Below are 26,822 nucleotides of genomic sequence, written 5' to 3' on the forward strand. Positions count from 1 at the left end.
AGTCAGCTTTTTGTATATTACATTCTAGTATTTATCGGTCACAAAAGACATGTTCTCTCTTTTAAGTCGATATCGAAAATATTACCAATTTTTTCTTTTACAATGAAAACAAATAAAGAAACATTTACAACGACACTTATTTCGTTTAGAACTCCAATCATCATCACAATGATTCTTTTCTTTAGATTTCCACCAATCATCATTACAATGCTTTTCCTTAGAACTCCAATCATCATCACAATGATTCTTTTCTTTAGATTTCCACCAGTCATCACAACAATGCTTTTTCTTAGAACTCCAGCAATCATTTTTCCAGGACATTCTTTTATACCTCCCTTCAATAGGATTCATACTATTCTATGTTTTAGTAAAAGAATGGCTTGTTTATTAACCTATTATTTTACCTTTATATGATAGAGTGCTTTCTACTAGATATAGAATTCATACAAACTATGCTAATTTTCAAGAGATAGTTGAGAGAACTACTGGTTATGATATTAATCAACAAACACTTGTTGAAGGAAACGTTAAGATTTTAAATAATATCTTATCTTGGAGTACGCTTTTCTGAATGTATATTTCACAACAGCAAAGGTACTATATTAATGCAAACAAAGCCTATGTATATGGTATTTGTGAAGTAATAGGAAAAGCTGGGGATTCTTAAAGGAGCTGACTTATAAGAGGTTGTCTAAACTTTAAATTCAGCAGAATTAAATCCAATTCCCCTCATTAAACAAGCTTCAAATTATTAGAGGCCTGTTTTTATAGTTAATAAAGAAAAGAATGTCTAATACAATTGTTTGTTTTTTCCTTTCTATGTGTTTGTCTCTTACACTTTTAAGCTTGTGGACATACTTTACTAATAGAAAGGATTAGGGGGTGAGGTTTTGGGTTCTCGATTTAATAATTGTAAAAAGAAGTGTACATGTAAACAGGATGATTGTTGGGATGCTTTCGAAGAATGTAAAAAAGAACAAGAAGAACAAAATAAAAAATGCGATTGTTGCTGTGTACAAGGAATTAGAGATGAGCTTAAAAAATTAGTAAACAGAGCCGTGCGAATTACTACAGTAGGAAATAATTATGCAGGAACTGTTTCTTCAGTAACTTGCGATGTTGTAAAGCTTGCTAATAGTGCTGGGGTAGTTACGGTAATTATTTCTGTTTGTAAAATTGAAGCGATTGAACTTTTGTTGACATAGGAAAATAGCATAATTATGCCGTTTTTTGTAAAGCCATTCTTATGAATGGCTTTATTTTAATTTCGTATAAAAGGAGAATATATTCTTTATATAGAAATAGGTTTGAGGCTATAAAGAGTGATGTACGAAAGGAGAATGAGAGTGATTAAATTAGTACCCTTTAAAAGATCTGATTTCAAACAATTAATAAATTGGATTAATTCCGAAGAATTTTTAATACAATGGTCGGGAAATGCATTTACATATCCTTTAAATGAACAGCGATTAGAAAAATATATAGAAAGTGCAAATACACTTGCATTCAAAGTGATAGATGAAGAGACTAAAAAAGTAATTGGTCATATTTCACTTGGACAAATTGACAATATAAATAATTCTGCGAGGATTGGAAAAGTGCTAGTTGGTGATACGAAAATGAGAGGACGTTCTATAGGGAAACATATGATGAAAGCCGTACTTTGTATTGCTTTTGATGAATTAAAACTACATAGAGTAACTCTTGGTGTTTATGACTTTAATAAGTCAGCTATTTCTTGTTACGAAAAAATAGGTTTTGTAAAAGAAGGTTTATTAAGAGAGTCAAAAAGAGTAGGAGAAACGTATTGGAATTTATGGGAAATGAGTATGTTAGAATATGAATGGAGCGGTAAAAAATAATAGTTATCTATAACTATGTTATGTTAATTAAAAGGGGTATGGTGGGAAATTATGAATAAAAAAACGAAAATCATTACAGTTGCAGCTGTTTCAGGAGGAGGTAAAACTACTGTTACAGAAAAATTAACTCAAAAGTTAACAAATTCAAAAGCACTATATTTTGATAGCTATCACTTTAAAAACTGTCCTAGTGATATTTGTAAATGGATTGATGATGGAGCAAATTATGATGAATGGGTACTTACGCCATTAATTCATGATATTCAGCATCTTATACGAGAGGCTAATGTAGATTATATTATTTTAGATTATCCTTTTGCATACTTAAATAGTGAAATGCGAGAGTTTATTGATGTAACTATATTTATCGATACACCTTTAGATATTGCGATGGCTAGAAGAATTTTGCGAGATTTTAAAGAAGATACAATAGATGAAATACATAATGATTTGAAACATTACATGACATTTGCGAGAAAAGCATATTTAGAGGCAATTCATACTGTTAAGCCGAATTCGGATATTATATTGGATGGCTCTTTATCTGTAAGTAAAATAATTAATCATGCTGTAGAGGAACTTGGCCTGAGAGAAGTGATTGTCAATGGTTAAATGTATAGAGGAATATGTGCAAGTTGATGATTTTAAAATGTATACGAAAAAGTTTCAAGGAAAGAAGCTGCAGCCAGTTATTATAATGGAGGCAGGTTATGGCGATTATTCAAAGGCGTGGGACCATATTGCTGAAGAGTTGATGGAATATGGGACGGTACTTACATATGATCGAGCGGGATTAGGGAAAAGTGGGAAGAGTTCCAAGAGACGTATTAGTTCTGAAATGGTAAAAGATTTAAGAAGTTGCTTAGCGCAACTACAATTGAAACCACCTTATATTTTTGTAGGACATTCTTTTGGCGGTATAAATGCACGTTTATTTGCGACTTCTTATCCCAAAGATTTGCTGGGAATCGTTTTGGTTGATTCGACACCGGAAAATTATAAAGAAGATTTTCTGCCAATCATGTCTCCAGAATTTCAAGAAGCTTACTATAAACAGTTTGTATATGAAAGTTCTTATGAAGAGTTTATATTTAGTTTAAGTGAAGTAGATAGACATTGTAAATCAATGAATGATATTCCACTTGTCGTGTTAGCTGCGGGTAAAAAAGCTTTTTATTCGCCAGATGCCCAAATGAAATGGTTACAATTGCACGAAGAATTATTACGATTATCATACAATCATAAATTTGTAATTGCAGAAAAAAGCGGTCACTATATTCAAAAAGATGAACCATATTATGTAATAGATGCGATTAAGTGGATTGTTGAGGTAGGGGAGAGATAAATATATATGTACACGTTATTTCAATACAATTGGCAAGTAAGGGATGATTGGTTTAAGTGGTGTGAACAACTTTCAAAGGAAGAATTACTCCGCAAGCGTGTAGGTGGTGTTGGGAGTGTTTTAGAAACATTATTCCATATTGTCGATGTTGAGTACAGCTGGATTAGTGCGCTTCAGGGAAAAGAAGATAATGAACCGCAGTTTAAAGATTGTCAATCCATCCAAAAAGTGAAAGCGTTATCTGATTTATATAAACGAGAATTAGAAGATTTTTTACAAGAATGGTCATCTACCGTAGAATGTAAGATATTAAAAGCTTCATGGACGGATAAAACATATACATATGGTGAAGTTTTAAGACATGTAATTGTACATGAAATTCATCATATTGGTCAGCTATCTATATGGGCGAGAGAATTAAATCTTCAGCCTGTTTCAGCGAATTTAATTGGAAGAGGATTATAAATTTAGAAAACCGGCTTGCACTGTAAATGCAAGCCGGTTTTTATATAAAAGAAGATTTCCTAGTTGAAATCCTCGGCTTTTTTCTGACGTATATGTAAAAACATTAAAATTGTAATGATGAAGAAAATCAACAATGTTTGTATGATCAAATTTTTAAATTGAAGCAAAACTGTCCACGATGTAACAGCATCTTTAAAAGCTTGGAGTGCAGAGTACGAGGAAGAATCAAAACCGTACTGTAGTAACTTTTTTGTTTCAATAAAAGTACTGTTTTCTTCATTGGAGTCTAATATTACGGAAATAAGTCTAGTATCTCCTCGTTTTGCTGTACTGACAAAACTATAATTACCATTAGTTGAAAAACTAGTTTGTAAGCCGTCAACACCTTGGAGTTTAATGTTTTTATTAAGAGAATAAATCATTTTATTTGTGTTGAAAACTTTTGAGTCTTTGAAGGTAAATTGGTAAGAGGTTAGTTTCGTAACATTCAATACATCTGGAAAGTCTTTTACTAATTGTGTCGCTAGTTTAGCTACGTCTATAGCTGTTGTAGTTGATTGTTTATTTGTATCGTTATTCATTCCAGTAGCATTTAGAAACGGGGATGGTTGTGATAACTTTAGTTGTTTTGCTTTCTCATTCATTAAAAGTGTAAAGTTATCTTCGTTTCCAGCAATGTGTTCTGCAATGGCAAGTGCGGAACGATTATTCCCTGTCAAAAACAATGCATGAAGTAAATCACGAACTGTCGTTTTATCTTTCGAAGTTACTTGTATAGGACTCGTTTCTGCTCGGAAAACTTCGTTACTTATTTTTACTAATTCATCTAACTGTATTTTTCCTTCATTCAGTTGTTCCAGTGTGATATACTCTGTCATTAATTTAGATAAAGTAGCTGATTGTATAGGAGTTTCTTCATTTTTTTTATAAACAACTTCACTTGAATTAGCATCTATTAAAATAGCTGATTTAGCTTGAATAATTGGACCATTTACATAGAGGTAAAAATATAAAACGATAAGTGCTGTAATAACAAAAGATAAGAATAAAATTGTGAACTTTTTCAAGAATTGCATAAGCGATCCTCCTACTATGACATCAATAATACTATTGTAAAAAGGAATGCTTAATTAGGAAGAAAGAAAAGGTAAAGAATTTCTAAAGAATTATAAAGGATTATTAAATTTTGGATTTTAATGGAAAATAAAAGGTCTAATTTCTTATATGGTAAGAAATTGGACCTAAAATTAAGTTGTATTAACATTTATATGGTTGTAATTTTACAGTGAAAGTTGTTTTTTTATCATCACTATATACTTCAATTGTTCCTTTATGCAATTCCACAATACTTTTTGCAATTGCCAATCCGAGTCCAGATCCACCAGTGTTCGTAGAGCGAGATTTTTCAACGCGATAAAAACGTTCAAAAATATGAGGTAAATCCGTACTAGGAATAGGTTGGCCGTAATTTGTTATATCTATAGTAATCATATTATTGCTTTCATAGGCAGCAAGGTCGATATATCCACCGTCGTTTCCATAAGCGATAGCATTTATAATAAGATTTTCAAACACTCGTACTAATTTGTCTCCATCAGCTAATACCATGAGTTTTTGAGATGGGAAAGAAGGTCGACATTCTATATTAGCTTCTTGAACTTGTATGCGGAATTGAACAGTTAATTGCCCAAGTAGCTCTACAATATCAATGGGAACAGAATATAAACTTAACTCTTTATTTTGAACACGTGTATATTCAAACAAATCATTCATTAATGCGTTAAGACGGGTTACTTTATCGTAAATGACTTGTATATAATGGCGTAATTCTACTTCATCTCTATAATTATCATGGTGGATTAAATTTACGTATCCAACTATGGAGGTAAGAGGAGTACGTAAATCATGCGATACATTTGTAATAAGTTCACTTTTTGCTTGTTCTGCCTGTCTCTCTTCATCTATTGAGACTTTCAATTGTTCAACAATGTGATTAACCCCGCTTGCTAACTCTTCCAGATAATTATGATTTACGATAGAAACTTTATGATTGAAGTTTCCATTTGCAATATAACGAATCTCTTCTATCATTTTTTTAATACAAGTTTCATAATAAATCTTTTTTTCATGACGATAAAAAATGTATAGGTAGGATGAGAAAATAGAAAATAAAAACAAATAAGATACAATCATCATCCATAGAGATTCCTTTATTCCTTTATATTTTTCATATCCAAAAATTCTAATGAATTCTTTTCCGAGCTCGCTTAACGTAAGTGAACTTTCAATTACACTTGTAACAAGGCGATATATAATTAATTCAGTAATAGGAGTAAGTGTGATGGCTAACATAAACCAAAAAATTAACTTCCATTTTGGGATATCTTTTAATATATCAAATGCTTCATTTCTCAATTTTATAGCCTACTCCCCAAACAGTATGAATAAACTTCTCTCCATTCATTCCTGTTTCAAGTTTATCTCGTAAATTACTAATGTGAACCATTACAGTTTTATTTGAACCATAACCATCTTCGTTCCATACGCGTTCAAAAATTTCTTCGGAACTAAATACTCTTCCGGTATTACTTGCAAGTAAATATAAAATATCAAATTCAATAGATGTAAGTTTAATATATTCTCCATTTACTTTAACAGTATGATTATGTTTGTGTATTTCAGCAGAACGAATACGAATAATACCATCTTCATTTTTGGAGGAAGTGGTATTTTGGAAAGATGATCTTCGTAACAAAGCTTTCACTCTAGCTACTAATTCTAATGGATTGAATGGCTTAATCATATAATCATCTGCACCTGTCATAAGACCTAATATTTTATCCATATCTTCTGCTTTTGCACTCAGCATAAGAATAGGTACAGTATTATTCTCACGAACTTCCTGGCAAACTTCTAATCCATTGCGTTTTGGCATCATAATATCCAAAACCATAAGGTCAACATCATATGTAGAAATCATTTGCAATGCCTCATCGCCATCGTATGCTTTATAAATGTTATAGCCTTCATTTCGCAAATAAACAGCAAGTAACTCAACAATTTCTTTATCATCATCAATAATTAATATGTTTTTATTCATTATGTAGTTCCTTTCCTTACAAATCATTAACATTACTATAATATCAAACATTTATGTATTTTGTAGCAATGATTCACCATAAAATTTCATGTAACGTATAAAAAAGGGATTAAAACATTCATAACGAATACAAATAAAAAGGATATTTAAATACAGCGTTATATTGAAAGTTAGGAAGAAAGGTGACTTGAGATGTTATATAAGGATATATATTCATTTACTCCAACTGGAAAAATTGAAAATGATATAAAATCATTTCTATTAAAATACAATAAAGAACTTACTTATAAACATTCAATTCGGGTGGCAAAAGAAGCCCGTAAAATTGCGATTACGTATCATGTAAATGAAGAAAAGGCAGCGATTGCAGGATATTTACATGATATTAGTGCAATCTTTCCAAATGAAGATCGGGTTGCAGTTGCTGAAGAATTTGGAATAGAGATATTACAAGAAGAACGAGAATTTCCAATGATTATTCATCAAAAGTTATCGAAAGTAATTGCAAAAGAGATATTTAAAGTGGATGATGAAGAAATCTTAAATGCAATTTGCTGCCATACTACACTACGTAAACTTGCAACGAAAATGGATTTAGTGTTATTTGTTGCTGATAAAATAGAATGGGATCAAAATGGAGCACCACCATATTTAGTAGAAGTAAAAAAAGAATTAGAAAAATCTTTAGAACATGCTGCTTTTGCATATATTTCATATTTGTGGGATAGAAAAGACACGTTGAAAGTTATACATCCATGGCTAGAAGATGCATATTGGCAGTTAAAAGAAATTGTAGAGTAGAAAGGAATTAAGAATGCAATTAAAAGAATATATGAATGAAACATTCCCTGGAGTTAAATTAGTACCACATATATACTTTCAATGGGAAAATCATTTGCATTTTCATTTTGGGAAAGGGAAAGACCTATTTGTAGAAAGAACCGACGATGTAAATAGGGAATACTTCACTCAGCTTTATACATATAATAAATACTTATTTGAAGATATATTTTCAAAAGAAGATGAAGTTTTTTTAGTAACAAATGTTTATCGATTTAAAAAGGAAAATGTGAAAAATCCGCAGAAAATTAATATATATAGACGTTTTATTCATAATAGAGATTTAAAGTATCATATAAGGCAAGAAACAATACCTTTTTTATTTGAAGAAGAAGAAGCTGACTTGTATTGTACTTATCAATTTTCATTAAAATGTTTTGCTTGTGATATAAAGTATACACCGCTTATTCAAGCTGCAAATCATGAAGATTTTCTAGGTCTTTATCCTCGTTTTGGACGCAAAAAAGAAATTTCTTATCCAGATGTATTTCTCATAAATGCAACAAAAGATATTATCATGTTTATTTACGATGATAGAGGATGTGAAGTAATTGCGAAGAATAAAGAAACAATACGAAATTTATATGAGAAATATAAAGAGTGGATTCCAGATTATGAATGAGGAAGTATAGATAAAGTATTTACATGATAACAATAGGGGAAGTGAAGCATGTAATGAAACGTATTGCAATCGTATCCGCATGGGAACCAGAACTTACGTATTTGCATCAATATTATCCAAGTGAACGTATTGAAAAACGAGCAGCTTGGAAATTTCATTTTCATTATATTAATAATATGGAAGTTATCTCCGTAATAACTGGAGTTGGGAAAGTAAGTTGTGCTAGTTGTGTGCAATTATTAATTAGTGAGTTTCAGCCAGATGAGTTGTTTATGACAGGAATATGCGGAAGTCTATCAAATAAGGTGAAAAATGGACATATTGTAGTAGCCCTTAATGCAATACAACACGACGTTACTGCTGCTGGTTCAGGGGAAGATATTTTTAATTTATATAATGGTAGGACAGCACCTATTGAAACAACAAAGTCACTTGTAAGAAGAATAAAAAAGATACGATCTTATGATCCGATTCATTATGGTACATTTTTATCTGGAGATCAACGTATCCGTAGTTCAGAAATGAGATATTTACTCCATACTGTATATGGAGCATTAGCGGTTGATCAAGAAGTGGCAGCTTTTGCTTATGTGTGTCAAATCAATAACAAACCTTTTCTTAGTTTAAAAGCTGCATCAGATCAAGCAAATGATAAAACGAAAGAGGAACAAAAAATCTTTAAAATGTTAGCGTGTGAACGAGCGTGCGAGCATTTAATTGCTTTTTTACGTGTACATGAGATTAATGTAGTAAATAATAGATAGTAAGAGGGGGTAATATTGGAAAGTACAAATAAAATAGCTATTCTGGGTGCAAACGGAAACGCAGGGAAATTCCTTGTAAACGAAGCGTTAGAAAAGGGATATCAAGTAAAAATATTAACAAGAAATTCTAATAATATCAAAATAACAAATGAAAATTTAGAGATTATTAATGGAGATGCACGTGATTTTGTTTCAATACGCAAATTACTTAAAGGGTGTCGAGCTGTAATTAATGCGGTAGGTCAACCAAAAAATGAATCTTATATTTTTAGCACAGTAACGAAGCATATTTTAGAAGCAATGAAAGAATTTGAAATAAAAAGATATATACTAATTTCTGGAGGTTCTTTAGATGTTACAGGAGATCAAAAGGGAATTGTAAATAAAATAGGAGCTACCTTGTTTAAAGTATTTTTATCAAAGATGATGCAAGATAAATATAAAGAATTGCAAACTATTCAAGGTAGTGATGTAGATTGGACAATTGTTAGATTACCATTTGTTATGGAAGGGAAGAGCATTGGAAATATAAAAGAGAGTTTAGTAGATATGCCAGGAATCAAAATTCAAAATAGTGATATTGCACCATTTGTTATAAAACAAATTAACAGTGAGAGATATGTAGGGAAGTGCCCGTTTATTTCAAATTAAATGTTAAAGAATGATGGGTAGAGTGAAACTAGTACATTTTACGTATTTGAATGCTAAGTTTAACACGAGTAAGTGGGGGAGAATTTTATATGATTCAATACAAAAGATGCAGTGAAGTAAGTATAGATTTAGTGTATGAAGCTTTTAAAGATGGATTTTCAGATTACATTATTAAAATGGAAGTTTCAAATGAAGATTTTATAAAAAGGTTTTTGGGACCAGAAGGGAATTCACTAAAACATTCCTTTCTTGCTTTAGACGGTAACAAATCTGTTGGTGTAATACTTGGCGGGATAAAGGATTATGAAAACATAAAAACAATGCGTTGTGGAACATTAGCGGTTCATCCTAATTACCGCGGTATTGGTGTGAGTCAAAAATTATTTGAACTACATAAAGAAGAGGCGCTTCAAAATGAGTGTAAGCAACTTTTTCTTGAAGTCATTGTATGCAATGACCGAGCGATTCATTTTTATACGAAATTAGGCTATGAAAAAGTGTACGATCTATCTTATTATAATTTAAAAGATATGACTAAAATAATAAATAAAGATTGTAAGGGAATTGAAGTAAAACAATTAGAATTTCCAGCTTTTAAAGTTGAAATTCAGAAATGGTTACACTTCCATATAAATTGGCAAAATGATATGGATTATATCGGAAAAACAAACAATACATTTTATGGTGCATATGTCGATAATGATTTAAAAGGTTCTATATGTATGAATGAACAAGGTAAAATTAGTTTTCTTTTCGTAGACAAAGACTATAGAAATCGTGGTATTGGATCAAAATTATTACAAGTAGCAACAGAAAACTTAAATGTATCAAGTTTATCAATTGGGTTTCCAAACAACAATTTACTGGAAGGGTTTTTAAAGAAAACTGGATTTGAAAAGAATTCATTAGCACAATATGAAATGTATGTATTATTATAAAAAGCGAAAGGAGTCATTCTTTCGCTTTTTATTTTTGTGCTATATTGATATTTTACTTTGTATAATATTCTTTTTTTATGTAGAATAGATAGGATGGGAGGGGATGAAATGAATAATGGATTAAAGTTTAAGATTTTTGAATTGCATTGTTTCGTTCAAAAGACTTATTCTGATATTAAAATAGCATGTGATATTGCTATTTATCAAGAAAACACTTCTAAATATTTAATTTCATTAGGATTTTTAAATAAATCATATATGACTTATATAGAAGCAAAAAGATTTTATCGTGAAAATGAAGAACTTATAAGTGTAGAATTTGATAATTTCTTTCATACATATGATAAATTAGAACAAGAATTAAAAAAAGTTATTTCAACTGAAGATAAGAATCCTTCATTGCTACATAGCAGATTTGATCAGTTTCAGCAAAAAGTTGAAAATATAAATGACCTAATAAAAGTATTGCAAAACGCTCGTTAAAGAATACTTTTTCTTTTTCATATAGAAAGTATGCATTAAAAACATATTAGGGATATGACATATTGAAGAGGTGACTTTTGTTGATGACAGAAGTCATCTTTTTATAATACGGTTTTGCGTAATGTGATGTACTTTTTATTTTTTCTATTTTTGATAGGAATACATTTAAGCAGTTTCATATTTTAGGAAATTATACGAGGAAAATAAAATGAAGAATAAAAAAGAAATAGCTATAGTTGTATTAACAACAGGATTAGTTTTAACAAGTGTAGCACCATACGGAGTAGTTTATGCAGAAGAAACGGGTCAAATGCAAGTTGATATTCAAGAGGGTTCGTTCCGTACAGGTGAACTTACACAACCATCACAAAAGACGCCAGAGAATGTAGTGAAAGATGCACTTAAGGAAAAAACCGAGCATGCTTTGTCTCCAAAACAAGTTAGTGGGGACAAAGGGGTAGATTACAACGTTGTTCAAAAACGTGCTTCTTATGATGGGACTACACTTGTACGTATGCAACAAATATATGAAGGTAAAGAAGTATATGGACACCAATTGACTGCTCATGTAGATAAAAAGGGTATTATTAAAAGTATTTCAGGAGAAAGTGCACAAAATTTAACACAAGAAGATTTAAAGAATGCTAGTAATTTATCAAAAGAAGAAGCAAAACAATATATTTATACGAAGTACGGGAACGATATTAAATTTATTTCTGAGCCAGAAGTTAAGGAAGTTATTTTTGTTAATGAAAACCATGGACAGGCTACCAATGCATATCAAGTTACATTTGCCGCTGCAACACCAAACTATGTATCTGGAACTTATTTAGTGAATGCTCATAATGGTGATATGTTGAAAAATATGGTGCAAGAGTCAGATTTAAAAGTAAGTGAAGAGCATGTTGAAGCTATTAAGGAGAGTAAAAAAAGCAATTTTAAATCATTAACCGGAACTGGAAAAGATGATTTAGGAATAACTCGTACATTCGGTATTTCTGAACAAAGTAATGGGAAATATGCGCTTGCAGATTACACAAGAGGGCAAGGAATTGAGACATATGATGTGAATTATAGAGATATTAGTTTTGAAGGAAAATATTATCCTGGTATATTAGCAACTAGTACTTCAACAACATTTAATGATCCAAAGGCGGTAAGTGCCCATTTCTTAGCAACAAAGGTATATGATTTTTATAAAGATAAATATAAGCGTAATAGTTTTGATAATAAGGGGAACAAAGTAGTATCAGTTGTACATGCATGGGATTCTGGAGAAACAGATGATCCTAAAAATTGGAGTAATGCATTTAGTGCTAATGTTAACAATGTTAGTATGCTTATATATGGTGATTCAATGGTTAGAGCGTTTGACATAGCAGGCCATGAATTTACGCATGCGGTTACATCTAGCGAATCTAATCTTGAATTTTTCGGAGAATCTGGGGCAATTAACGAGGCATTATCTGACATTATGGGAACGGCTATTGAGAAATATATAAATAATGGGGAATTTAACTGGACAATAGGAGAACAAAGCGGATCAGTTCTCCGTAATATGAAAACTCCATCTTCAGTCAAATTTTTTGATGGAGTACCGTATCCAGATGATTATAGTAAATACAGTAATTTAAACGGAGAAGATAATGAGGGCGTTCATTTCAACTCAAGTATTATTAATAAAGTCGCGTATTTAATTGCACAAGGTGGCACTCATAACGGTGTAACTGTAAATGGCATTGGTGAAGATAAAATGTTTGATATTTTCTATTATGCAAATACTGATGAATTGAACATGACATCTAATTTCACTGAATTAAGATTAGCGTGTCTTAAAGTTGCAACGAACAAATATGGTGCGAATTCAATTGAGGTTGAAGCGGTTCAAAAAGCTTTTGATGCAGCGAAAATTAAAGGGACAGTGAAAGACAACGAAAAAACCGCAGAAAACCAAATCCCAGAGTTAACTGTACCGTTTACAATTACACTGCGTGTAGGTGATACGTTTGACCCGATGAGTAATGTAAAAGCTGTTGATAAAGAAGATGGTGAATTAACAAATAAAGTAAAACATAAAGGCAATGTAGACACTTCTAAACCAGGTACATACATTGTGGATTACTCGGTCGTTGACTCTCAAGGGGGGAATGCAACGGCTACACAGACGGTAATTGTAGAGGGAAATGGAGAAACATTAGATTTAAAGCCTACATTAACAGTGCCAACTGCAACGACAATTCATGTAGGAGATTCATTTGATCCAATGGCAAAAGTATTAGCTATTGATAAAAAAGACGGCGATCTTACTTCTAAAGTAAAAGTTGATGGTGAAGTAAATACCTCTAAAGCAGGTACTTACGTATTAACGTACATAGTTACAGATTCTAAAGGTCATAAAGTAACTGCGGAACAAACTGTAACGGTCAAAGTTAGAGATGAAGTTAAAAATGAAATACCAATACTAAAAGTACCTGCTACAACTACAATTACTGAGGGGGATCAATTCAATCCAATGGTAGGAGTATCAGCTACTGATAAGGAAAACGGTGACCTTACTTCTAAAGTAGTTTATGAAGGAGATGTAGATACCTCTAAAGCTGGTACTTTTGAAATAATATATAGTGTCACAGATTCTGTAGGTAATGAGGTACATGCAATACAAAAAGTATTGGTGAAGGATAAAGACACTAGCAAAGCTAAAGGTATTACTAATAACAGTAATAACGGTAATATCCCGAACAGCATTAATTCTGATAAAAAAGAATCTACATATAAAGAGCTTCCCAACACCGGTGCCAGTACAACTAACAGTGCAACAATGGGCATATGGATGGTTATTGCAGGTACAGTACTCACTTTGGCTCGCAAATTTAGAAAGATATAAAAATAATAGTAGGGATTATTTCTCACACAATAATTATTAGATGAATTTTTTACTTAATAAGATTTTAGTATTTAAGTAGTGTATTTTGCTTCTATAAAAATTTGTGCTTGGACGCTATTTTGCCTACAGACCTACATTACATATAAAGCACGTTACTATTCTCATTCAAATAAAAGAATAGTGACGTGTTTTTTTGATTTAAAAATAGCCAAAATTCAAAAGGTCATGGGTGTGGAAGTAATTCTAATCTGCCATTGATAAGTTACTAAAAACACTTTGTTTTAATGAAAGTTTAACTCTATATGACAACATGAGATTTTCGATATTTACCAGGTGTTTCGTTAGTGAATTTTTTAAAAATTTTAGTAAAATAGCTTTGATCACTAAAGTTGAGTGAAGCACATATGTCTGATAAGGGATAGGTTGTGAAAGTTAATAATTTTTTTGCTTCTTCAATTCGTTCACGTTGAATGTACTCAATTAATGAAATACCGACTTCTTTTTTGAATAATATAGATAAATAATCCGAATTTATGTTTGCAAATTTAGCAAGTTGTTTAACAGATATTTGATTGTAAATATTTTCAAAAATATAGTTTTTGCAAATAGCGATAGTCTTTGAGTGTTTCTGTACTTTTTGTGCTTTTACACGGTCTGCAAAAGTACAGAAAACATTCCTTAATAAATCCCAAACAGATTCTGCGTCTTTTAAATCCTCTGTCTTTTGGATGTATAGATCATAAATCTTGTAAGCAATCCCGGAAGGAAGTCCTCCTTTTATCGCATATCTAGTAGCAAGTGTGATGGATGAAATACAAATGTTTTTATGACGTCTTAATTGATGGAATGAAGATAAGGATGAAAGAGTCTCTTGTTGGAATTCATAATAATATTTGAGTACGCTTTCTTTATCCCCGTTTTCTATAGCTCCAAGTAGTTGGTTCTCTATATACAAATTATGACAGATGGATTCGTTTTTTTGCATTGAAATATATACATCCTCGTTTAAGATACTGCTATGACTTACATGAAATGAGTCACTGTTATTTGAAAAGGTACTTACATCTGAATTTTTTTTATAGAGAATGTTATAGAACAATATTGCTATATTTACAAAGAAATTTTGATCTTTGACTGACAATGAAAAATAATGGTCTCTTGTTCTTTTATAATTCGAAATAAAATTAAGGTTACTATCCGTTTTACTTGTAGAAAAATTTACATGTGTCAAGGGCCCAATAATAACAGTACCGTTCACCATATAATGGCTCTTTATGTGAATTAAAATGAAGTGCCCTAAATATTGGTGAGTTCTGAAGATAGGCGAATTATATGAATCATTTTTTTGAAAAAGCACATGTAACTGTTCTATTTTTGATTTATAAAACGAATGTGAATCATCTTTTGATGTAAATTCTAAAAGAATATTTTTGTTACAATCTAAAAAACAAACTGGAATTTCAAAATATCGGAAAAACATATTACAAATGTACTCTATCTCAACTAGACTGAGCTTTTTATTCATATTATTCCTCCTTACAGTTGTGTGTAATAGTTGAATGTTTATATATTCCTTTTTTTCATAAGTAGAAACGGAAAAACTTTATCTATAAAAATTATAAACTTCTAAGAATAATACCATAATTTAACATGATTAGCACATATTATTTGAATATACAGGTAATAGTTTTAGGGAGTAACGTAAAATATGAATTGTCATACTTATTCGTTGTTCATTGTTTATATGTATCAAAAATGATTAAGATTGGATTTTAAATAGGGATAGGAAGGGAGAGATTAATGAATTGAAGTTAAGTTAAGTAATTAATGAAAATTTGCGATAGAAGTTAATATGTAACGATTTTTGAAGTAGAGATATAAGTGCAATTCAGGGGAAAAACTACATATATCATACGGAGGGACAACGTAATAATAGAAAATAAGAAGAGTGAATAAGTGATTGTAAACAATGGATTGTTGGACGACTATGTTTTAGGTTACTCGTTTAAATCTGGTACTTGGCACACTATTACTTTTAAGAGGGTAATAGTAATAAAGAGATTTTTAAAATGATAGAAGTAGTAAAGGGGATAAGAGAAATGAAAAAAATATTTAGTGTGCTTTTAGTATTTTTCTTAACATTTTCTACATGGTCTAGTGTATTAGTAAAGGCAGCTTCACCATCCAAAGGTACTTTAACGATTCATAAATATGAACAAGAAAAAGATGGCGCACCGGGGCTAGAAGGTGATGGCTCTGCAAATCAAGAGGTACCAACAAATGCGAAACCGTTAAAAGGTGTAACGTTTGAAGTGAAAAGGGTTGCGTCGTTTGAAAAAATTTCAAACGATGGGAAAATCGTGAAAGAAGATGTGAAGCCTGTAATGGGAGCAACTCCAACTCAAGTAGTAACAGATGGTAACGGACAAGCTGTATTAAAAGATCTTCCGCTAGGACGTTATGAAGTCAAAGAAGTGGCAGGACCTCCGCATGTTAACCTAAATCCAAATACGTATACAGTGGATATTCCATTAACGAATAAAGAGGGTAAGGTACTAAACTATGATGTTCATATGTATCCGAAAAATGAGATTAAACGTGGTGCAGTTGATTTAGTAAAAACTGGTGCAAATGAAAAAGCATTAGCAGGTGCAGTATTCTCTTTATTAAAAAAAGATGGTACAGAAGTGAAAAAAGAGTTAGCAACAGATGGTAATGGGCATATTCGCGTGCAAGGATTAGAGTATGGGGAATACTATTTCCAAGAGACAAAAGCGCCGAAAGGGTATGTACTAGATCCGACTAAACACGAGTTTTTTATAAAGACCTCCGGAACTATTAACGAAGATGGAACAATTACTTCTGGTACAGTAGTTAAAGTAGAAGTGCAAAACTATGAAGAACCAAATATTGATAAAAAGATTAACGGGAATTTGGAAGCGTTACCAATCAATCCGTTAACTAATTACAATTATGATATCAAAACATTAATTCCAGAAGACATTAAAGAATACAAAAAATATGTAGTAACAGATACTTTAGACGATCGTTTAATGATTCAAGGAAAACCAGTCGTAAAAATTGATGGAGCGGAAGTAAATGCAAGCATTGTAGAGGTAGCTGTAGAAGGCCAAAAAGTAACAGCCACAGTAAAAGATTTCACAAAGTTAGATGGTAAAAAAGAATTTCATTTACAAATTAAATCACAAGTAAAAGAAGGAGTACTATCTGGTTCGGAAATTTTAAATACAGCAAAAATTAATTTTATAAATAAAAATGATGTAATTGGAGAAAAGGAATCTAAACCTGTAGTTGTTGTTCCGACAACTGGAATTATCGAGTTAACAAAAGTTGATGGTGCTGATAAGAAGAAATTAAAAGGTGCGGAGTTTGTACTTAAAGATAAAAATGGAAAAATAGTTGTTGTGGCAGGTAAAGAAGTCACAGGTGTATCAGATGAAAATGGTGTTATTAAATGGACTAACATTCCGTATGGAGACTATCAAATTTTTGAAACGAAAGCACCAATTTATACAAAAGAAGATGGTATAACAGCTTCATATCAATTATTAAAGGACCCTATTGATGTAAAGATTAGCGAAAATAATCAAACGGTTAAATTATCGATTGAAAATAATAAAAGTGGATGGATTCTTCCTGTAACGGGTGGTATCGGAACGACTCTATTTACTGTACTAGGTCTTGCGTTAATGGCTACAGCGTCATTTGTTTTCTTTAGAAAAAAGTTTGCTAATAATTAAGGTTTTAGGAACATGTAACCAAGTGATGTGAAAAGGGGAGAAGCAAAATGCTTCCCTCTTTTCGATATTTTAGTATATACAGAGGTGGAAATATGAAACGAAATCTTGTTTTAGGAGGTATTTTTTTATTTGGATTAGCTATTTTTTTATATCCTACTATTAGTAATTGGTTGGCGACTCGTGCACATTATTCTGAGATTAGCTCCTACGATAAGAAGATCAAAGTACTACAAAAGAAAGAAGTTGAACGTAGGGAAAAAGAAGCAACCGAATATAATAAACAAGTTCAAACTTCCATGAAAACATTTGCAGATCCATTTTCTGAAGAAAAAAATAATCATCAAGCGTATGCCGATGCGTTAAATTTAGGTGATGTAATGGGGTATATTGAAATATCGAAAATTAATATAAAACTGCCAATCTATCAAGGGACCTCTGAGGAAGTATTGAGTCGCGGGGTAGGTCATTTAGATTATTCTTCACTTCCAGTAGGTGGAGAAAATACGCACACTATTTTAACAGGGCATCGTGGTTTACCATCATCAAAATTATTTACAGATTTAGATAAGTTGAGTGAAGGAGATCTTTTTTATATTCATTCTTTAGACAAAATTCTTGCTTATAAAGTAGATCAAATTAAAGTAGTGTTACCACACGAAACGGACGATTTAAAAATTGTGGAAAATAAAGATTATATAACATTAATTACATGTACGCCTTATGGAGTAAACACAAATAGATTACTGGTTCGAGGTGAGCGTGTGGAGTTTAACGAGAAAGAAAAACAAAAAATGCGTAAAGAGATATTTATGTTTAATAAGTGGACCGTAGTAATCTTAATCCTATTATTATGTCTGTTACTAGTCGCAATTTATAAGAAAAAATTAACTCGATAGAATGAATTTATTTATCCTGTATTAATGGGCAGTGGGACCGAAAATCCAGAGATAAGTAAAGAAGGTATATAGGGGATGAAGTAAATCCTCACTGAAAAAAGTTTCACTTTATTCGACTGTAGAAAAAATACGGTAAAGGTGGGAACAAAGGAATTGAGGTTACAATTAAAGTTGGTAAGTATTCATTTTATGGTTTTGTTAATGTTATGTGTAAGTTTTGTCGTATATGCACCAAAAGAAGCATATGGATCCACGACTAACTTAGAAGGTCTAGGGGATATATCGCGTTATAATGCTGTTGTCTTTGGTAACCATATAGCAGTAGGTGGAGACATTGAAGGAGCAATTGCAGTTCAAGGTGATATGGATGCATCTGGTTATACAATTGTAGGTGCAGCAGCGGGAACATCTAATATAGTTGGGGAAAAATGGGATGATAAGGGATATCCATCCTTGTTATTGTCTGGAAAATTTAAAAAATCAAGAGAGGAATCTTTTATCATTCAAAACGGAATAGTCGTAATGACAAAAGAGAGTGATCCAGATCGTATCATACAATCTTCTTATGATCGTATCGTTTATAAAGAAAAACTAGAAATTGACGCGAAATTTAATGAATTTCACAACATAGTGAACCAAGTCAGTAAAAATGCAGGTCAATATAAAACGAATACCCCAATTCCAAATATGAGTTATGGAATCGGAAAAGATATAAACAATCCTAATATTTATGTTTCATCAGAACTGGTAGGGAAAATCAATTTAGATATAAGAGATGTCTTTTTACCTAATGCTAAAGGAAAAGATTTTATCGTTATGTATTCGGATGCAATAGAGGTTACATTTAAAAATGGTGCTATCTTATATGACACGAACAATATTGGTAGGGCTACAGATATAATTCCTACATCACAACCCTATTCTCCTAATTCACCGTTCACTGAGTTATACGGGAAGGTGATTTGGATTTTTCCTAATGCAAAAAAGATCTCAACAGAGGGATATGGTGTCGTTGGGAGTGTGTTTGCTCCAAATGCTGTATTAGAAACAAAAGGCGGTTCGATTAATGGACAAGCATTTGTCGGTGCAGTACAACAAACTGGCGGATTTGAATTTCACAATTTCAAATTTAATTGGCAACATTGGAACAAGCCTAGTACAGGAAAAGTAAAGATAAAAAAAGTAGATAGTAATAATGATAATAAAGAATTGATGGGGGCAAAGTTTCATATTGAAGATTCAAATAAAAAAGTAGTTGGTGAGTTAGTAACAGATGAAAAAGGGGAAGCGATATCAAAAGAATTACCAATAGGTAACTATACTCTTGTGGAAACAGAAGCACCTAAAGGTTACGAATTATTAAAAGATAAAATAGCTGTAAAAATAGAAAAAGATGCAGTAGTAGAAATTAAAATAGGAAATAAGAAATTACCAGATCCGATGGGGAAAATGAAGCTAGTGAAAGTAGATACGGGAGATAAAAATAAAAAGCTAGCAGGAGCAAAGTTTCATATTGAAGATTCAAATAAAAAAGTAGTAGGTGAGTTAGTAACAGATGAAAAAGGGGAAGCGATATCAAAAGAATTACCAATAGGTAACTATACTCTTGTGGAAACAGAAGCACCTAAAGGTTATGAATTATTAAAAGATAAAATAGCTGTAAAAGTAGAAAAAGATGTAGTAGTAGAAATTAAAATAGGGAATAAGAAATTACCAGATCCAATGGGGAAAATGAAGTTAGTAAAAGTAGATACGAGTGATAAAAATAAAAAGCTAGTAGGGGCAAAGTTTCATATTGAAGATTCAAATAAAAAAGTAGTAGGTGAGTTAGTAACAGATGAAAAAGGAGAAGCGATATCAAAAGAATTGCCAATAGGTAACTATACCCTAGTGGAAGTAGAAGCACCTAAAGGTTATGAATTATTAAAAGATAAAATAGCTGTAAGAATAGAAAAAGATACAGTAGTAGAAATTAAAATAGGGAATAAGAAATTACCAGATCCGACTGGGCAATTTGAAATTGAGAAAGTTGATGATAAGGATATTAATGTAAAACTAAAAGGTGCTGTATTTCAAGTTTTAGATAAAGAAGGTAAAGAAGTTACTAGATTAACAACGGATGAAAAAGGAAAGGGGATTTCCCACCAGTTAGTACTTGGAAAGTATACGATTAAAGAAATAAAAGCGCCAAACGGATATATGTTACTTAGAGAACCAATAGAAATAGAAATTACAGAAGCGGTAAGGACACAAAAACTAACAGTGAAAAATGTGAAAAATAATTGGGTAATCCCTAATACTGGTGGCAGCGGAACAACAAGTTTTTACATGATTGGTTTTGTGCTAATGTTTGGCGTGCTATATTTCTGTAAGAAAAATCGTTACATTAGATAGTTTTTAGGGGATGAGTTCGGTATTGTACTAGATTCATGCTACTAAATTTGTTGAAGAAGGAAAGATAATAGTAAACATAGAATATATTAATAAATTAAAATGTTTACGAGGCGAAAGTGTTGGTAATAAATCAAGACGAAATTAAAGGAGTAGTCGGAGCTGGAGTGTTTAATAATAATCCAGGTTGGATTCAAACGCAAGAAGACGAACTTAACTTACTAGATAAAGCTACATGGAAAAATAGATTTGAACACAACTCTATTTCAGCTATTTTAGCGGAGCATGTATGGGAACACTTTACGTTTGAAGAAGGTGTAAGAGCAGCTGAAATTTGTTATGAATTTTTAAAGCAAGCAGGGAATATTCGTTGCGGCGTTCCTGACGCATTTTTCCGAGATGAAGCATACCAAAATATAGTTCAAATAGGCGGACCTGGCCCGAAAGATCATCCAGCAGCAAGTCATAAAATTGTTCATAATTATAAAACATTAACGAAAATGTTTGAAATTGCTGGATTTGAGGTAGTTTTACTTGAATATTGTGATGAAAATGGGCAGTTTTATTATAAAGAATGGGATGCTAATGACGGTGTTATTTTCCGTTCGAAAAGGTATGATTCTAGAAATCGAGGAGATAAACTTGGGTTTCCATCGTTAATTGTTGATGCGATTAAACGATAAGTTTTTCAAGCATGTAGATTTAGTACAATAATTTCATGAGTTACAGCGTTTTTTTATATGCTGTAATTCTATGTTCGATGATAATGAGGTCATAACAAAAGGAGAAATTCTTAAAGCTACATGATATGAGTTAAATTGAGCATAAGAAATATAGTACTTATTATTAAATTGGCAGAAGGTATTCTTTCTGCTTTTTATTTTGCAAAGGGGATGAATATACTATGCAACCTATAAAATAAGTGGCATTAACATGCATTACTCACGATCCAACAGGGAGCTTATTATCTACAATAAAAGAACTAAAAGAGGAATTATTAAATTTAAATTATGATAAAAAATATTTAACAATTAGTAATGTAACACCGAAAGAAATTGTAAAGGAACTAGAGGAATGTAACTTCCATATAAATATAGTAGAAAAATCAGGGGTAGGGAACGCACGTAGGGATTGTTTGAAGTTTGTTAGTAACAATGATCATGATTACTATCACTATTGTAACTTTGATCGTTTGCTAACTTGGATGAAAGAATATCCAACTGAACTTAATTCGTTCATTCAGAATATAGTGGATGTAGATTACTTAATCATTGGCAGAACGGAGAAAGCTTTTCAGACACACCCTGAAGAATGGCAAGTTACAGAAACAGTATCAAATAAAATTATGTCATTACAATTAGGGAAACAAGTAGATATTACAGCTGGTTCATGTGCGTTATCAAAACGAGCAGTTAATTACATAATAAAATATTCTAAATGCAGAATGACTGATGGAGAATGGCCGATGATTATAAAAGAATTTACAGATTTTAAAATCGGGTATATTGCAGTAGATGGTTTAAAATACGTGAATAGTCTTAACCAAGATAATATTATTGATCCAATAAAAGCATGGTCAACCAGATTAGAACTTTCTTATGCAATAAGTCAATCGATTTTGAATCTAACGAAAGCTCATTAAACTAAGCGGGTTGGAATAGAGATTTCTTTTTTTGATGAAATCATGTAAAATAGAACGTATATTCGTTTTTGAAAAGGAAAAAGGGGGTTAATTAATAATGTTAGCTGTAATAGATAAACAAGATAATGAATACGTAGTACAATTTGATCGTCATTTTTCATATTCAAAAGAAGAGGTTTGGTCAGTTTTAACAGAAAACAGTAAGTTAAAAAAATGGATGTCTAATTTACAAATTGAAAGCCTTAAAACTGGTGGAATAATAAAGTTCGACATGATGGATGGTTCATTCATAAACATTGATATTTTAGAGTGTCAAGTAAACTCAGTACTTGAATTTACTTGGGATAAAGATCGTGTCCGATTTGAAATACATAAAGAAGAAAATGGTACGCTTTTACTTCTTAACGAATACATTCATGAATTAACTGATCATACACCGAAAGATATAGCTGGTTGGCATATTTGTTTAAATCTTTTTTCTTCCGTTCTAAAAGGAGAAGAAAAAGAATTTTCTAAAGATGAATGGCAACAATGGTTTGAAACATATAAGAAGGTTATTGAAGTAAGAGGATAATTACATAAGAGGTTATATTCATTGTGTAATTATTACACTGTTAAAATGATTTTAATGAAAAATAAGAATAGAGGTTAATATGAAAGTAAATCAATTAATTGCTAATAACATAAACAAATTAGATACAGTCATTCCATTTAATAAGTCTTTTGGAATCGCTGGTTTATCAGGATCGGGTAAAACAACTTTTTGTCAAACGATTGGCGAAGAATCAAAAAAACGATTAGTTTCCTTATTGCCAAAGGCTGAATACCAATATTTATTTCCTAACATTATGGAAACGAATTTTAGTGCAATTAAGATGAAGGATATGCCTTTAGTACTTTTTCTAGGGAAATCATCGATTTCTTCCAATCCACGTTCAACGATAGGTACTCATACTGGTGTTTTCACAGAAGTACGTGAAAAACTTGCTGAAGTATTTCATCTTTCCCCTGAGGTTTTTTCATTTAATAACCAGTTAGGTTGGTGTACTGGTTGTAAAGGCCGAGGTACTACTAAAAATATTGAGTGTAAAAAATGTAAGGGAAAACGTTATAGCGAAGAAATTGAACAACATACTATAGATTTATTTGCTAAACCACATACCATTTCAAGTATTAATGATTTAAGTGTTGAATCTATTCTTTCGTTAGCAGAAGTGTTAAATATTAGTGAAGCAAAACAACATATACTGCAAAATATAATTAATATGAACATTGGTTATTTAACATTAAATCGAATTATGGGTACGTTGTCAGGTGGAGAGTTAACACGACTTTATTTGGCTGAATTCATGGCAGTAAGCGAAAATGCTGTAATTATTATTGATGAGATTTCAGTTGGACTTGATCATGAAACATTATTACAAATATTAGAAGAGATTAAGCAGTTAGGGTGTAAAAATCAAATTTGGCTCATTGATCATTCAGATACAGTACTGGATACAACAGATGAGAGTTTGTTCTTTGGACCTGGTAGCGGAAAATATGGTGGGCAAATTGTGAAAGAATCTCCAAGACCAAAACCAATGCTGTGGGATCTAAATAAAGAAGTGCCAACAGAATATTATACATTCCAAGAATTATATTGCCGTAATATCCAAATGGTGGAGTTTCAGATTCCTAAAAATAGGCTTGTAACAGTTACAGGAGAATCTGGTTGCGGGAAATCTACACTTGTCAATGAATGTTTAGCTACAGATTTCTTGAAACGATATCCAAAAGATAAACTAGTTATGGTAGGGCAAGATCGCAATCAATCCATTACAAGTCGATCAACTGTAGCTACTTTCCTAGATATTAAAAAGAAACTAACAAAGTATAGTGAAGAAATCGATGATATTTTCGAGCGCTCGATTGAAGATATTATTGATGAACTTCCAAATGAAGATATTGCGTATAAACGCTTGAGCCTATTAATTAAACTAGGACTTGGCTATTTAACGTTAGAACGAAAAACACAAACATTATCAACGGGTGAGTTTCAATGTGTTCATTTAGTTTCGGAGTTATTTGCAAACACAAGAAATCCACATACATTATTTATTTTTGATGAACCTTCAAAGGGGTTATCACAAAATATTTTAAATCAATTTATAGATAGTGTTAGAGGGATATTGCAAGATGAATCAGTCTCTATCATCATGATTGAACATAATAGTTATATGTTAGAAAGCTCTGATTATATTGTAGATTTCGGGAAAAGACAGCTTGAATCTATAAAGCATCTTGATGTAGTAAGTCATGAAGATTATTATCGTCAAAAAATCAGTGTGAATAATGCTGAGCAAATACATATTTCTTCAGCACTTAAGCATAAAGAAGGCGTTCACTATTTAGAAGAAAATCATATTCACTATTTTAAAAATGCCGAAAACATTTATAAGGGTGGTATTTTAAAAAGTTTATCATCAATGGCTCGTTTAATTTATAGTGAATATGAATCTGATACAATTGCACCTGTTGTTGCTATTGATCTTGAAAGACATTTATATAGTCAATATAGTTTCTTATATGAAATTGGTGGATTAATTAATCATATTGTAGCTGCTCATCCAACTAATAAAGATACGAGAAGTTTTGATTTCTATTCACAGGACAACCATTGTCCATCTTGTTCTGGACGTCTTCAAATTGAAGTTTTCGATAAAGATATTACAATTCAAGATAAAAACGTTCCATTTTGGGACGGTTTATTCGATCCGGAAATCATGAAAGTATTAAAATTTTATCAATATGACAAAATAGAATTTCTATTTGAAGAAATTAAAAATGAGCTTGGTCATGATTTATCAAAGAGCTATAATGATATGTCAGAAGAAGAAAAGCATACGTTTTGGTACGGATATTTTGATAAATCATTTTATGATAAAAAAGGAAAGACACGCAGAACATGGGTAGGATTTAATACGATTATTGGTGGATATATTGTTATTTCAAAAGCAGCTATTAAAGAAGAAATTAAGAATTCTAAAGAAAAGATGACATGTCCAATTTGTGAAGGGACGGTATTAAATCATCATAAACCGCTTAAATTTGGTAACTTCGATATTCGTGAAATTATCAATCAACCTATTGATGAAGTGTTGAAGATAGTCGGTGATTTAGCTGCACTTCAAAAATTGAAATCTATTGTTGGTGGCGATATGATATTGACAGAAGATGTTTCTTTATTGCCAAGAAAAGCACAAGTTGCACTGAAAATGTTTGAATTAGAACAGGCAAGCTTTTCAAACTACGAAATGGTGTTACAAAATGTCTTACCATTCCGGGATGAAATAAAAGGAAATATCGAATCCATTAGTGTTAATAATAAAGTAACTGTTTGTGATTTCCCTAATGTTTATGAAACGAGAGAAAACATTATAGATAAGTATTTCACAAATGGTAAATATAAAAAACTTACGTATGTATACGAAGCATTTGGATATAAAAAGTTAGTTACCCAAATTAATAAAATTAAAAAAAGTAATCCATGTCCATTCTGTAAAGGAAAGAAAGTTATTACTGAAGAGAATTTGCACGATGGTGTTTTTAAACTAACAATTCCATGTGTAACTTGTAATGCAACTGGTATTAATGACGAAGGACTAAAAGAAGTTGTTGAGGGCGTGGATGTACAAACATGGTTAACTGGAAAAGTTAATGATGTTGTGGATGAAAGCTTATTAACAGAAGCTGTTGCGCAAATACCAATTTTTAGTCGCATTCGTGAGTTGGATAAACGAGATATGATGGCGGTTTATGAATGTCTTGAGTGTAATCAGTAAAGTTTTATTAGTTTATGTGTTATTAACATAACTTATATAAAACGTATATTCTTTATAATGTATATATTAACGCAGTATGATTAATACAAGGTAATGAAAGAAGATTCAATTTCTTAATATCAAAATTAAGAAATTGGATCTTTTATTATTTTTATGTCCCGCATACGATATTTTTCACTAAGAGATAAGGTAAGGAGATATAAAAAAATAATAGGGATAAATAGTTGATATAGTATGTAATTATTATATTATAAAAGTGATGAATAAGGGTAAAAACAGTTCATAAGTGACATGGTTATACTTATTAATCTTTTTGTTTTATTGTCTGATTTTTTAAATTTAACAGAAATATAT

Annotated in this window: 24 protein-coding genes; 19 read left to right on the top strand and 5 right to left on the bottom strand. The window is 31.3% G+C overall.

Features of this window, described 5'->3' with window-relative positions; translation table 11 throughout:
- Positions 1-38: 38 nt before the first annotated feature.
- Complete coding sequence (locus DM800_RS28520) at positions 39-341, bottom strand: hypothetical protein (protein WP_306298752.1); 303 nt, start codon at positions 339-341, stop codon at positions 39-41.
- A gap of 549 nt (positions 342-890) precedes the next feature.
- On the opposite strand from DM800_RS28520, the gene exsK reads away from it, so the two are divergent.
- The 5 genes from exsK (at position 891) to DM800_RS28545 (ending at position 3,672) form a co-directional block, all read left to right on the top strand.
- Positions 891-1,205, top strand: a complete 315-nt coding sequence (gene exsK, locus DM800_RS28525) for an exosporium protein ExsK (protein ID WP_000535565.1) — start codon at positions 891-893, stop codon at positions 1,203-1,205.
- A gap of 117 nt (positions 1,206-1,322) precedes the next feature.
- A complete protein-coding gene (locus DM800_RS28530) occupies positions 1,323-1,862 on the top strand; it encodes a GNAT family N-acetyltransferase (protein ID WP_147788174.1) in 540 nt (179 codons plus the stop codon).
- A gap of 51 nt (positions 1,863-1,913) precedes the next feature.
- Positions 1,914-2,474 (top strand): nucleoside/nucleotide kinase family protein, encoded by a 561-nt coding sequence (locus DM800_RS28535; RefSeq protein WP_147788175.1) that lies wholly within the window; start codon positions 1,914-1,916, stop codon positions 2,472-2,474.
- Positions 2,467-3,207, top strand: a complete 741-nt coding sequence (locus DM800_RS28540; RefSeq protein WP_147788176.1) for an alpha/beta fold hydrolase — start codon at positions 2,467-2,469, stop codon at positions 3,205-3,207. The genes DM800_RS28535 and DM800_RS28540 overlap by 8 nt, the downstream gene beginning before the upstream one ends.
- A 6-nt stretch (positions 3,208-3,213) precedes the next feature.
- On the top strand, positions 3,214-3,672 hold the full coding sequence (locus DM800_RS28545; protein ID WP_147788177.1) for a DinB family protein: 459 nt from the start codon (positions 3,214-3,216) through the stop codon (positions 3,670-3,672).
- Between the two features lie 59 nt (positions 3,673-3,731).
- On the opposite strand, the gene DM800_RS28550 is transcribed toward DM800_RS28545, so the two are convergent.
- The 3 genes from DM800_RS28550 to DM800_RS28560 form a co-directional block, all read right to left on the bottom strand.
- Positions 3,732-4,748: a D-alanyl-D-alanine carboxypeptidase family protein gene (locus DM800_RS28550; protein ID WP_147788178.1), complete on the bottom strand. Its 1,017-nt coding sequence runs from the start codon at positions 4,746-4,748 to the stop codon at positions 3,732-3,734.
- 181 nt (positions 4,749-4,929) lie between these two features.
- Positions 4,930-6,087: a sensor histidine kinase gene (locus DM800_RS28555; protein WP_097890895.1), complete on the bottom strand. Its 1,158-nt coding sequence runs from the start codon at positions 6,085-6,087 to the stop codon at positions 4,930-4,932.
- On the bottom strand, positions 6,077-6,772 hold the full coding sequence (locus DM800_RS28560; protein ID WP_147788179.1) for a response regulator transcription factor: 696 nt from the start codon (positions 6,770-6,772) through the stop codon (positions 6,077-6,079). The genes DM800_RS28555 and DM800_RS28560 overlap by 11 nt, the downstream gene beginning before the upstream one ends.
- A gap of 192 nt (positions 6,773-6,964) precedes the next feature.
- On the opposite strand from DM800_RS28560, the gene yqeK reads away from it, so the two are divergent.
- The 7 genes from yqeK to DM800_RS28595 all read left to right on the top strand — a co-directional run bounded on the left by yqeK (position 6,965) and on the right by DM800_RS28595 (position 13,954).
- Positions 6,965-7,573, top strand: a complete 609-nt coding sequence (yqeK, locus tag DM800_RS28565; protein WP_147788180.1) for a bis(5'-nucleosyl)-tetraphosphatase (symmetrical) YqeK — start codon at positions 6,965-6,967, stop codon at positions 7,571-7,573.
- A gap of 13 nt (positions 7,574-7,586) precedes the next feature.
- Complete coding sequence (locus DM800_RS28570; protein WP_147788181.1) at positions 7,587-8,234, top strand: DUF3885 domain-containing protein; 648 nt, start codon at positions 7,587-7,589, stop codon at positions 8,232-8,234.
- Between the two features lie 26 nt (positions 8,235-8,260).
- On the top strand, positions 8,261-8,998 hold the full coding sequence (locus tag DM800_RS28575) for a phosphorylase family protein (RefSeq protein WP_147788191.1): 738 nt from the start codon (positions 8,261-8,263) through the stop codon (positions 8,996-8,998).
- A gap of 15 nt (positions 8,999-9,013) precedes the next feature.
- Positions 9,014-9,649, top strand: coding sequence for an SDR family oxidoreductase (locus DM800_RS28580; protein WP_098133522.1), 636 nt, complete (start codon positions 9,014-9,016; stop codon positions 9,647-9,649).
- 89 nt (positions 9,650-9,738) lie between these two features.
- Positions 9,739-10,587, top strand: coding sequence for a GNAT family N-acetyltransferase (locus tag DM800_RS28585; RefSeq protein ID WP_147788182.1), 849 nt, complete (start codon positions 9,739-9,741; stop codon positions 10,585-10,587).
- 108 nt (positions 10,588-10,695) lie between these two features.
- Entirely contained in the window at positions 10,696-11,070 is a 375-nt protein-coding gene (locus tag DM800_RS28590) for a hypothetical protein (protein ID WP_088063527.1), read from the top strand.
- Positions 11,071-11,278: 208 nt separating this feature from the next.
- On the top strand, positions 11,279-13,954 hold the full coding sequence (locus DM800_RS28595) for a M4 family metallopeptidase (RefSeq protein WP_147788183.1): 2,676 nt from the start codon (positions 11,279-11,281) through the stop codon (positions 13,952-13,954).
- A gap of 298 nt (positions 13,955-14,252) precedes the next feature.
- On the opposite strand, the gene DM800_RS28600 is transcribed toward DM800_RS28595, so the two are convergent.
- Positions 14,253-15,479 carry an AraC family transcriptional regulator gene (locus DM800_RS28600; protein ID WP_147788184.1) on the bottom strand — a complete coding sequence of 409 codons (1,227 nt, stop codon included), beginning with the start codon at positions 15,477-15,479 and terminating at the stop codon, positions 14,253-14,255.
- A 574-nt stretch (positions 15,480-16,053) separates the two neighbouring features.
- On the opposite strand from DM800_RS28600, the gene DM800_RS28605 reads away from it, so the two are divergent.
- From DM800_RS28605 to DM800_RS28635, 7 genes are all read left to right on the top strand, one after another.
- Positions 16,054-17,715 (top strand): SpaA isopeptide-forming pilin-related protein, encoded by a 1,662-nt coding sequence (locus DM800_RS28605; protein ID WP_147788185.1) that lies wholly within the window; start codon positions 16,054-16,056, stop codon positions 17,713-17,715.
- Positions 17,716-17,807: 92 nt separating this feature from the next.
- On the top strand, positions 17,808-18,611 hold the full coding sequence (locus tag DM800_RS28610) for a class C sortase (RefSeq protein WP_179955717.1): 804 nt from the start codon (positions 17,808-17,810) through the stop codon (positions 18,609-18,611).
- Between the two features lie 153 nt (positions 18,612-18,764).
- Positions 18,765-21,005 carry a SpaA isopeptide-forming pilin-related protein gene (locus DM800_RS28615; RefSeq protein WP_147788187.1) on the top strand — a complete coding sequence of 747 codons (2,241 nt, stop codon included), beginning with the start codon at positions 18,765-18,767 and terminating at the stop codon, positions 21,003-21,005.
- Positions 21,006-21,124: 119 nt separating this feature from the next.
- Complete coding sequence (locus DM800_RS28620; RefSeq protein WP_147788188.1) at positions 21,125-21,685, top strand: class I SAM-dependent methyltransferase; 561 nt, start codon at positions 21,125-21,127, stop codon at positions 21,683-21,685.
- 239 nt (positions 21,686-21,924) lie between these two features.
- Positions 21,925-22,644: a hypothetical protein gene (locus tag DM800_RS28625; RefSeq protein ID WP_255447120.1), complete on the top strand. Its 720-nt coding sequence runs from the start codon at positions 21,925-21,927 to the stop codon at positions 22,642-22,644.
- Positions 22,645-22,741: 97 nt separating this feature from the next.
- Positions 22,742-23,218 (top strand): SRPBCC family protein, encoded by a 477-nt coding sequence (locus DM800_RS28630; protein WP_147788189.1) that lies wholly within the window; start codon positions 22,742-22,744, stop codon positions 23,216-23,218.
- 79 nt (positions 23,219-23,297) lie between these two features.
- Positions 23,298-26,468 (top strand): ATP-binding cassette domain-containing protein, encoded by a 3,171-nt coding sequence (locus DM800_RS28635; protein WP_147788190.1) that lies wholly within the window; start codon positions 23,298-23,300, stop codon positions 26,466-26,468.
- Positions 26,469-26,822 lie beyond the last annotated feature (354 nt).

This window comes from Bacillus sp. AY18-3 (assembly GCF_008042305.1).
GTDB lineage: Bacteria > Bacillota > Bacilli > Bacillales > Bacillaceae_G > Bacillus_A > Bacillus_A wiedmannii.

What these genes read in the sequence shown, in the direction of transcription:
- DM800_RS28600 (WP_147788184.1), bottom strand. Translation starts at nt 15,479, where the DNA reads ATGAATAAAAAGCTCAGTCTAGTTGAGATAGAGTACATTTGTAATATG.
- DM800_RS28635 (WP_147788190.1), top strand. Translation starts at nt 23,298, where the DNA reads ATGAAAGTAAATCAATTAATTGCTAATAACATAAACAAATTAGATACA.
- DM800_RS28610 (WP_179955717.1), top strand. Translation starts at nt 17,808, where the DNA reads ATGAAACGAAATCTTGTTTTAGGAGGTATTTTTTTATTTGGATTAGCT.
- DM800_RS28560 (WP_147788179.1), bottom strand. Translation starts at nt 6,772, where the DNA reads ATGAATAAAAACATATTAATTATTGATGATGATAAAGAAATTGTTGAG.
- DM800_RS28595 (WP_147788183.1), top strand. Translation starts at nt 11,279, where the DNA reads ATGAAGAATAAAAAAGAAATAGCTATAGTTGTATTAACAACAGGATTA.
- DM800_RS28550 (WP_147788178.1), bottom strand. Translation starts at nt 4,748, where the DNA reads ATGCAATTCTTGAAAAAGTTCACAATTTTATTCTTATCTTTTGTTATT.
- DM800_RS28585 (WP_147788182.1), top strand. Translation starts at nt 9,739, where the DNA reads ATGATTCAATACAAAAGATGCAGTGAAGTAAGTATAGATTTAGTGTAT.
- DM800_RS28570 (WP_147788181.1), top strand. Translation starts at nt 7,587, where the DNA reads ATGCAATTAAAAGAATATATGAATGAAACATTCCCTGGAGTTAAATTA.
- DM800_RS28535 (WP_147788175.1), top strand. Translation starts at nt 1,914, where the DNA reads ATGAATAAAAAAACGAAAATCATTACAGTTGCAGCTGTTTCAGGAGGA.
- DM800_RS28540 (WP_147788176.1), top strand. Translation starts at nt 2,467, where the DNA reads ATGGTTAAATGTATAGAGGAATATGTGCAAGTTGATGATTTTAAAATG.
- yqeK (WP_147788180.1), top strand. Translation starts at nt 6,965, where the DNA reads ATGTTATATAAGGATATATATTCATTTACTCCAACTGGAAAAATTGAA.
- DM800_RS28590 (WP_088063527.1), top strand. Translation starts at nt 10,696, where the DNA reads ATGAATAATGGATTAAAGTTTAAGATTTTTGAATTGCATTGTTTCGTT.
- DM800_RS28605 (WP_147788185.1), top strand. Translation starts at nt 16,054, where the DNA reads ATGAAAAAAATATTTAGTGTGCTTTTAGTATTTTTCTTAACATTTTCT.
- DM800_RS28630 (WP_147788189.1), top strand. Translation starts at nt 22,742, where the DNA reads ATGTTAGCTGTAATAGATAAACAAGATAATGAATACGTAGTACAATTT.
- DM800_RS28545 (WP_147788177.1), top strand. Translation starts at nt 3,214, where the DNA reads ATGTACACGTTATTTCAATACAATTGGCAAGTAAGGGATGATTGGTTT.